The following is a 2,195-nucleotide window of genomic DNA, read 5'->3' as shown; positions in this document are numbered from 1 at the left end:
CCCCCCCCCCCCCCCCGACGTCTGTCGCGAGTCTCAGGCGCGCCAGAGCTGGTCGCCCGCGCGGGAGAGAACGATGTTGGGCACCACGGCATTACGGGACAGCCGGGTGATGGCCAGCACCATCTCGGCGACGTCGTTGGTGGTGAGCATGGCCGACCGGTCGAGCTCCTCGCGCTTCCAGGCGGTCATGTCGGTGTCGACGTAGCCGGGGGAGATGGCGGTGGCGCTCACCCCGCCCGCGGACTCCTCCAGCGAGACCGTCTCGCACAGCGAGACCAGCGCGGCCTTGGTCGCCCCGTAGGCGGCAAGCCCGGCCTCGCCGACCACGCCGGTGATGGAGGCGAGCGCGATGATCTTCGCGCCGCGGGCGGCGTCCTCGGCGGCGCTCTTGCGCAACAGCGGGATGGCGGCCTGGACGAGGGTGATCGGGGCGCGGAAATTGACGTCGAGCATGCGCTCGTAGGTCTTGGCGGGCATGTCCGCCACCGGGCCGGCCGTGCCGGTGCCCGCGCTGAGCACCAGCACGTTCTGTCCGCCGAAGCGGTCGCCGTGCGCGGCGGCCAGCGCCCGCACCTCGTCCAGGTCGTTCATCCGCGCGACCACCGGCTGTACCTCCACGCCGTGCTCGGCGCGCAGGCGCTCGGCCGTCGCCTCCAGCGTCTCGGCGGTGCGGGCGGCGATCGTCAGGTGGTACCCCTCGGCGGCCAGCTTGTTCGCGACCTCGGCGCCGATGCCGCGCGAGCCGCCGGTGACCAGCGCCGAACGCACCGCCGTCATCCGAGGCGCTCGATGATCGTGGCGTTGGCCAGGCCGCCCGCCTCGCACATGGTCTGCAAGCCGTAGCGGCCGCCGGTCTGCTCGAGGTGGTTGACCAGGGTGGCCAGGATGCGGGTGCCGGACGCGCCGAGCGGGTGGCCCAGCGCGATCGCGCCGCCGCGCGGGTTCAGCTTGTCCGGGTCGGCGCCCAGCTCGCGCTGCCACACCAGCGGCACCGAGGCGAACGCCTCGTTGACCTCGAAAGCGTCGATGTCGTCCACCCCGAGGCTCACCCGCTCCAGCGCCTTGCGCGTGGCGGGCACCACGGCGGTCAGCATGAGCAGTGGGTCGTCGCCGACCACGGAGAAGGAGTGGAAGCGGGCGCGTGGGGTCAGGCCGAGCTTCGCGGCGGCCTCCTCGCTCATGATGAGTGCCGCCGAGGCGCCGTCGGACAGCGGCGAGGAGTTGCCCGGGGTGATCGACCAGTCGATCTCGGGAAAGCGCGCCTGGAAAGCGTCGTCGGCGAAGGCGGGACGCAGCCCGGACAGCTTCTCGACGGTGGTGCCGGGCCGGATCGTCTCGTCGGCGGTGAGCGTGCCCGCGGCGACCAGTTCCCGGTCGAAGCCGCCCCAGGCGGCGGTCTCGGCGGCCAGGCGGTGCGAGCGCGCGGCGAACTCGTCGAGCGCTTCGCGGTCGAACATCCAACGGGCGGCGATGATCTAGGCGGCGATGCCCAGCTGGATCAGGCCCTCCGGGAAGCGGTGCGCCAGCGGCGCGCCGTTGGTGTCCTTGCCCTGGGCGTTGGAGAACATCGGCGCGCGGCTCATCATCTCCACACCGCAGGCGATGGCCACGTCGTAGGCGCCGGAGATGACGCCCTGGGCGGCGAAGTGCGCGGCCTGCTGGCTGGACCCGCACTGCCGGTCGACGGTGGTGGCGGGCACCGTCTCCGGGAAGTTCGCCGCGAGCACGGCGGTGCGGGTGATGTTGAGCGCCTGTTCGCCGCTCTGGGTGACACACCCGCCGATGACGTCGTCGACCACGGCCGGGTCGAGATCGTTGCGCGCGACGAGCTCGGACAGCACGCAGGCGAGCAGCGTCGCCGGATGCACATCGGCGAGGCCGCCACCGGCCTTGCCCTTCCCGGACGGGGTGCGGACGATGTCCACGATGACGGCGGACCGCATAGCTGGCTCCGATCGAGGTAAGTGAATTCCCATTCACGCTTAAGTTAACACGGATTCGCCTACATTCGTCCAGGCCCGTGTTCGCTTTCCGGCAGTCCGCGCCGGGTTCGTTCTCGGCGGTGAAGTCGATCGAGGTTCTAGGCTGGGCTGATGCGATTCGAGCGGACGTCGCGCCCGCTTCCACTCCTTCTCCGTGGTCGGCGACGACCCACTGCTCATGCTGACCGCCGTGGTGCCCGCCACGCGCAAGGC

General features: G+C 71.5%; 1 protein-coding gene and 1 pseudogene. Both read right to left on the bottom strand.

Annotation, left to right across the window (positions count from 1 at the left end; genetic code table 11):
• Nucleotides 1-33: 33 nt before the first annotated feature.
• Nucleotides 34-777, bottom strand: coding sequence for an SDR family NAD(P)-dependent oxidoreductase (locus QH283_RS00075; protein WP_280500975.1), 744 nt, complete (start codon nt 775-777; stop codon nt 34-36).
• Nucleotides 774-1,943 (bottom strand): annotated as a pseudogene (locus QH283_RS00070) (thiolase family protein). The gene QH283_RS00075 and the pseudogene QH283_RS00070 overlap by 4 nt, the downstream one beginning before the upstream one ends.
• Between the last annotated feature and the right edge of the window lie 252 nt (nt 1,944-2,195).

The sequence above is a fragment of the Nocardia farcinica genome (assembly GCF_029867845.1).
Taxonomy (GTDB): Bacteria; Actinomycetota; Actinomycetes; order Mycobacteriales; family Mycobacteriaceae; genus Nocardia; species Nocardia farcinica_A.
This window is presented reverse-complemented; position numbering and strand designations above follow the sequence as displayed.

Excerpts from the sequence above, each read along its gene's own strand:
- QH283_RS00075 (WP_280500975.1), bottom strand. The coding sequence starts at position 777 with ATGACGGCGGTGCGTTCGGCGCTGGTCACCGGCGGCTCGCGCGGCATC.